The organism is Leptolyngbya sp. FACHB-36, from assembly GCF_014695955.1.
Taxonomy (GTDB): domain Bacteria; phylum Cyanobacteriota; class Cyanobacteriia; order Leptolyngbyales; family Leptolyngbyaceae; genus FACHB-36.
On record NZ_JACJPG010000350.1, the window covers coordinates 1 to 5,434 of the forward strand.

The following is a 5,434-nucleotide window of genomic DNA, read 5'->3' on the forward strand; positions in this document are numbered from 1 at the left end:
CGTGAAGTCGATCGCGCTCATGATGCCGTCGCCGAATTTCTCATGGATGATTTCTTTAATCGGCATGCCGTACACCTGCATGATTTCGTAGAAGCGATAGATCAGCGGATCGGTGGGAACGATCGGACCCAAGCCTTTTACCGAGGAAGCCGTTAGCTCCGGCACCAAGTCTTGACTCAGATCCAGCGCCTGAAGCAGCTTACTAGCTTCGTCCTCAGACGTGCTCGCTTGGCGATAAAACACCGCTGCAATCCAAACCTCATCTCTGCCGACAACGGCTTCTAAATCCGTGAAGGTTAATCCTTTTGCTTTCTTGGCAGCCAGCAGTTTCTCAGTAATTGCGGGAACTTCACCTGACATCTTTCAACTCCTCAACAAGTAACGAATCAACATTCAATCAACAAGCAACAGTTATACCAATTCTCTAAAATCCAGCGACCGATCGAACAACTGAACCGTCGATAAAATCGAGCATTTGCAATTCCGAATTGCGAATTGCGAATTCTGAATTGGCATCAAGCAGGCATCCGAATGCGAGATTCCTCTACAGCGCGAGTTTCTCGCGACAAATGCGACTCCAGCTCTGCTTTCAGTTCGTGGTAAGCCGGATACTGATCCAGCCGTTCCCGCTTGCGCGGACGTGGAAACGGCACATCCAGAACTTCCACAATCTGAGCAGCGGGACCTCGACTCATCATGACAATTTTGTCCGACAGCAAGAGCGCTTCTTCGATGCTGTGGGTGATCAGCACCACGGTTTTGCGCCGCTGCTCCCAAATGCGCTCGATCTCATCCTGCAAAAAGCCCCGAGTCAGCGCATCCAGCGCTCCAAACGGCTCATCCATCAGCAGCATTTGTGGATCGATCGCCAGCGCCCTGGCAATTCCAACGCGCTGCTTCATGCCACCCGAGAGTTCGTGGGGATGCTTCCGCTCCGCGCCCTGCAAGCCCACTAGCTCAATGTACTCTCGCACAACGTCTTTCTGCTGAGCGATCGGCATGCTTGGATGCACTGTTTCAACCGCAAAACGAATGTTTTCAGCCACCGTCATCCACGGCATCAGCGAATAGTTTTGGAAGATCACGCCGCGATCGGGACCGGGACGCTGCACCTCCACACCGTTAATCAAAACAGCTCCACGACTGGGCAACGTCAGCCCAGCAATAATATTCAGCAGCGTCGATTTACCGCAGCCCGACGGACCAATAATCGACACAAACGTGTTAGCGGCAATTTCCAGATTAATGTCCCCGATCGCCACATAATCCGACGACGTGCGCCGCAGCAGTTTGTCCTGCCAGCTCTGTCGCCCCGGATAGATCTTAAAGACATCCTGAAGAACCAGTTGAGCCGTGGTGTCAACCTTTGAAACGGGTGAGTCGGTGCGAGGGAGCGTCATCTTAATTTTGAATTCTGAATTTTGGATGGAGATCGAGTTTGACCAGAACCTCGGAGGTTTAAGCCACTGTGTCGGTCGCGATGCTGGATTCTTGATTAAAACCTCTGAGGCTTGCGCAACGATGAATTTCGAGTTCTTGATTCTACGATCGCTGTCCAAACGAAACCCAGGCTTGCAGCAGTCCCAGCAGGCGATCGAGCAAAATTCCCACCAGCCCGATCACCACAATGGCGGTGATGATGCTGGTCACGTTGAGGCTATTCCATTCCGCCCAAACAAAGCCGCCAATCCCGGTGCCACCGACGATCATCTCTGCGGCAACAATTACGAGCCAGGAAATGCCGATGCTGATTCGCAAACCAGAGACAATACTGGGCGCGGCAGCAGGCAGAATAATCTTCCAGATTGTCCGCCAGCGAGAAGCGCCCAGCGTCCGCGCCACGTTTAGGTAGTCGCGGGAAACATTGCTGACGCCAAATTTGGTATTGATCAGGGTGGGCCAGATGCTCGTAATCGCAATTACAAACAGCGCCGTTCCCTCGGAACTCTTGAGCATGCCAAGTCCTAAAGGTAACCAGGCAAGCGGCGAGACCGGACGAAGCAGCTGGATAAACGGGTCTACTGCCTTCGAGACCACGTCCGATAAGCCGATCGCCACGCCCAGCGGCACCGCGATCGCCGTGCCAATCAAAAAGCCCGTCACCACCCGCTGCAAGCTGGCAAGCAGGTGAAGCCCGACTCCTTTATCGTTGGGTCCGTTGTCGTAAAACGGGTCCGAAATCCAGCCCCAGAAGTCGACGATCGTCCGACTAGCCGAGGGCATTACGGGAGAAAACACCTGGAAGTGAACGCCCAGTTCCCATAGGATCAGGATGCCGCCCAACAGCAGCAGGAACAGGGCAAACGCCTGCACGTTGGAATTTTGGAACCAGGGCGGTTGTGAGGAGCGACGCGATCGAGCAGATGTCCAGGCGGGTGAGGAATTTGCCATGCTGCTTAAACCCCAAATTGCTTAATCTGGTCCTGCACGTAGGTATCCGCTTTGGTTGGATCGAACGTGTCGAACTTCAGCTTTTCTACGCGGGTTGGCTCAGCGGGCGGCGTTTGTCCCAAATCCTTTGCCAAATCGCGCGCTAAATCGGTCATGTAAATGCGATCGGCAATTTCCTGGTATTTTGCTTGGTCGCTGGGCATCAAATCCCACCGCACTAGCTGAGTCGAAATCCACTTCGCGAAGCTCTTCCAGGGATAGGGATCGAATTGAATGCGATCGGGCACATCCAACGTTTGCCCCAGCCCGTTCTCGAACTTGCCTGTCATTACAGCAGTCAGCACAGGTTCCGGTTGGTTTAGGTACTTGCGCTCAGACATTTGCTTCGCAACCGTTTCCCGGTTTTTGGGATCGTTGGCATAGCTTGCCGCTTCAATGATTGCCTTGTTTACCGTGCGGAAGGTGTTGGGGTTGGCATCGATCCACGACTGACCCGCCGCAAAGGCACAGCACGGGTGACCATCCCACAGGTCCTTAGTCAGCAGATGAATGAAGCCAATCTTTTCAAATACTGCCCGCTGACCAAAGTTATCTGGCATCAAGAACGCATCTAGCTGTCCGGCTCCCATTTTTGCGACCGAATCCGGCGGCGGCACGATCTCAAGCTTCACGTCTTTGTCGGGGTCTAAACCTGCCGATGCCAGATAGTAGCGCACCAGCAGATTGTGCATTGAGTAAGGGAAGGGAATGCCGATCGTCATGCCCTTGAAATCTGCCGGGCCTTTGATCTTATCTTTGTGCTTGTTCGCAACGGTGATCGATTGCCCATTGATATTTTCAATGCTGGCAAGTTTGATTGGAAATGCCGTCGAGCCTAAGCCCATCGAAATCGCGATCGGCATGGGAGACAGCATGTGATAGGCATCCAATTCACCCGCGATGGCGGATTCTCTCACAGCTGCCCAGTTTGGCATCTTTTTCAGGGTGACGTTCAAGCCGTATTTCTTGTAAATGCCAGCGGGTTCCGAAACCACGATCGGAATCGAGCAGGCGATCGGAATAAAGCCGATCGTTAAATTCGGTTTTTCCAATTTGCCAGCTCCGGCTCCTGCGGTTGGGGAGGATTCGGTGTTCTGTCCTTGCTGGTTGCCGCCTGCGCAACTGGCGATCGTCACCACTGCTGCTGCCGCTGCCACTTTAATCAGGAAATCTCGCCGACGAAACTGGCTCAGCCGCACGGCATCTCCGAAAAACTCAGTGGCGTTGGGACCAAACGCAGCGGCAAAGGCTTCTTCTAGCCCACCCGCTAGCGCAATCAGTTCGTTGCAAAGCTGCTGCTGCTCTGGCTCTGCTTGTTCGATGAGTTGCAGCACTAACGCTTTCTTAAACTCTGCATATGTCAGCGCCTGACCCAGCTTTAAAGCATCGTTGGAGTAATGCCCCATTTTGATCAAATCGCTCACTAACTCAGCGGGATCTTGGGGCATTCCCTCCATAAATCTCCAATGGTCGTCTGCCCCATGCGACCCACCGCAGGGGCAAAAAAGTGAGCTACTAAAACTATCGAGAGAGTAGGCACCGATCGACCTAGAAAACTCTGGAAGGGTAGGCATCATTGCAAGTTTATTCAACCACTCATCATTCAATGAAAAGTTAGCAAATTCTTTAATATTTTTTTGTATTTCTGAATACGAATTGAATCAGAATAGCTGATTGTTGATCACAGCAAACAGCAGAGTAAATAAACCTTGAAATGCTAAATAGCTGATACTAGAAACGAGCGTTCAAACATTAGTTGAACGCTCGAATTATCCAGCATGAATTTGCCAAATGAACAACGGCTGTAATCTACAGTGTGCTCAGATCGTGCAGCATCTTTTTTAACTGTTTGAGCGCAGGCGTCACGATCGCAACGAAGTACGACTCGCGCAATTTTCGCTCGACAGCGGCACCGTGAAGGTAGCCCCTAGCTCCCGCGTGCAGCATCGCGGCTTGGGAAGCGCGAAGAGACAGTTCTGATGCGGTAATTCGGGCTTGAATCACGGCTCTTAGCAGCGCCCGATCGCTGGAATTTCGATCGGTTAATTCATCTGCTAACTGCTGCGTGGTTTGTCGAGCAACGCGCAAATCTGCTGCTAGCTCGTCTGCCTGATCGTCTAGAAACTGATTCACGTGTCCGTACCGCTGGTTGGAGCGTTCCATCAGCTCAATACAGCTTGCCACCAATCCCAACCCCATCCCTACCTGGGTCAGGATGAAACCCGGACGAATGCGGGTGAGGTATTCGGTGCAGGGAGCCGCCAAAATTTGCTCGTCTGGTACAAATACATCTCGAAATACACAGCTAAACGTGTTGCTGCCTTCCAGGGCAATAAAATGCGCGTTTTGCCGCAGTGTCAGTCCCGCGAGGTCATCTGAAACGATCGCCATCAGGTAGTCATCCTGATCAAGCAATTGAGCGGCAATGCCGAAGTAGTGCCCCGGACCCACATTCGACACCCACGGCAGCATTCCATTCAGCACGTATCCACCCGACTTACGCTCTGCGATCAGCGCGATTTTCTCAATTCCAGCAAAGTGCTTCATCGGATTAGACAACCCCGTTCCACCTAGCACCTTTCCGGTCGCCACAAGGGGAAGAATCTGCTGCTTTAAGTGCGGATTGTCGCTGTTCTGCATGTACCACGTGCAGGCAATCTGGCACCAGCTCATAAACCCTGTGCAGAGACACTCCTGAGAAATGGCTTCAATCACCTGAATGGCTGACCAAATGCCATTTCCAGAGCCGCCGTACTCAAGCGATACCGCCTGCCCGAAGCCGCCAATTTCACCCACCCGATGCAGAAATGAGCTGGGATACTTGCCACGCAGGTCAATGTCAGACACCAGAGGCGCGAGGTCTGTTGCGATCGCCCCCTTTAGCCGAGCCAGCATGGCGGCAGATGGGCGATCGGATGGCAGCACGCGATCGGAAATAGCACTTGAAACCGCTTGCATAGTTATTTTTGGCAACAGGTAAGATGGACCGAATCCGTACTCTATT

At 52.6% G+C, this 5,434-nt stretch carries 5 protein-coding genes; all 5 read right to left on the reverse strand.

Features of this window, described 5'->3' with window-relative positions; all coding sequences use genetic code 11:
• Positions 1-360, reverse strand: a 360-nt coding sequence (cynS, locus tag H6F43_RS09930; RefSeq protein WP_190342623.1) for a cyanase, incomplete at its 3' end; no start/stop codon positions are given.
• 155 nt (positions 361-515) lie between these two features.
• A complete protein-coding gene (locus H6F43_RS09935; RefSeq protein WP_190342624.1) occupies positions 516-1,400 on the reverse strand; it encodes an ABC transporter ATP-binding protein in 885 nt (294 codons plus the stop codon).
• A 142-nt stretch (positions 1,401-1,542) separates the two neighbouring features.
• Positions 1,543-2,391, reverse strand: a complete 849-nt coding sequence (gene ntrB, locus H6F43_RS09940) for a nitrate ABC transporter permease (protein WP_190342625.1) — start codon at positions 2,389-2,391, stop codon at positions 1,543-1,545.
• Positions 2,392-2,396: 5 nt separating this feature from the next.
• Positions 2,397-4,004, reverse strand: a complete 1,608-nt coding sequence (locus H6F43_RS09945) for an ABC transporter substrate-binding protein (protein ID WP_190342627.1) — start codon at positions 4,002-4,004, stop codon at positions 2,397-2,399.
• A 235-nt stretch (positions 4,005-4,239) separates the two neighbouring features.
• Entirely contained in the window at positions 4,240-5,388 is a 1,149-nt protein-coding gene (locus tag H6F43_RS09950; RefSeq protein WP_190342626.1) for an acyl-CoA dehydrogenase family protein, read from the reverse strand.
• Between the last annotated feature and the right edge of the window lie 46 nt (positions 5,389-5,434).

Coding starts and splice junctions, on each gene's coding strand:
- H6F43_RS09945 (WP_190342627.1), bottom strand. CDS start 4,004: ATGCCTACCCTTCCAGAGTTTTCTAGGTCGATCGGTGCCTACTCTCTC.
- H6F43_RS09950 (WP_190342626.1), bottom strand. CDS start 5,388: ATGCAAGCGGTTTCAAGTGCTATTTCCGATCGCGTGCTGCCATCCGAT.
- ntrB (WP_190342625.1), bottom strand. CDS start 2,391: ATGGCAAATTCCTCACCCGCCTGGACATCTGCTCGATCGCGTCGCTCC.
- H6F43_RS09935 (WP_190342624.1), bottom strand. CDS start 1,400: ATGACGCTCCCTCGCACCGACTCACCCGTTTCAAAGGTTGACACCACG.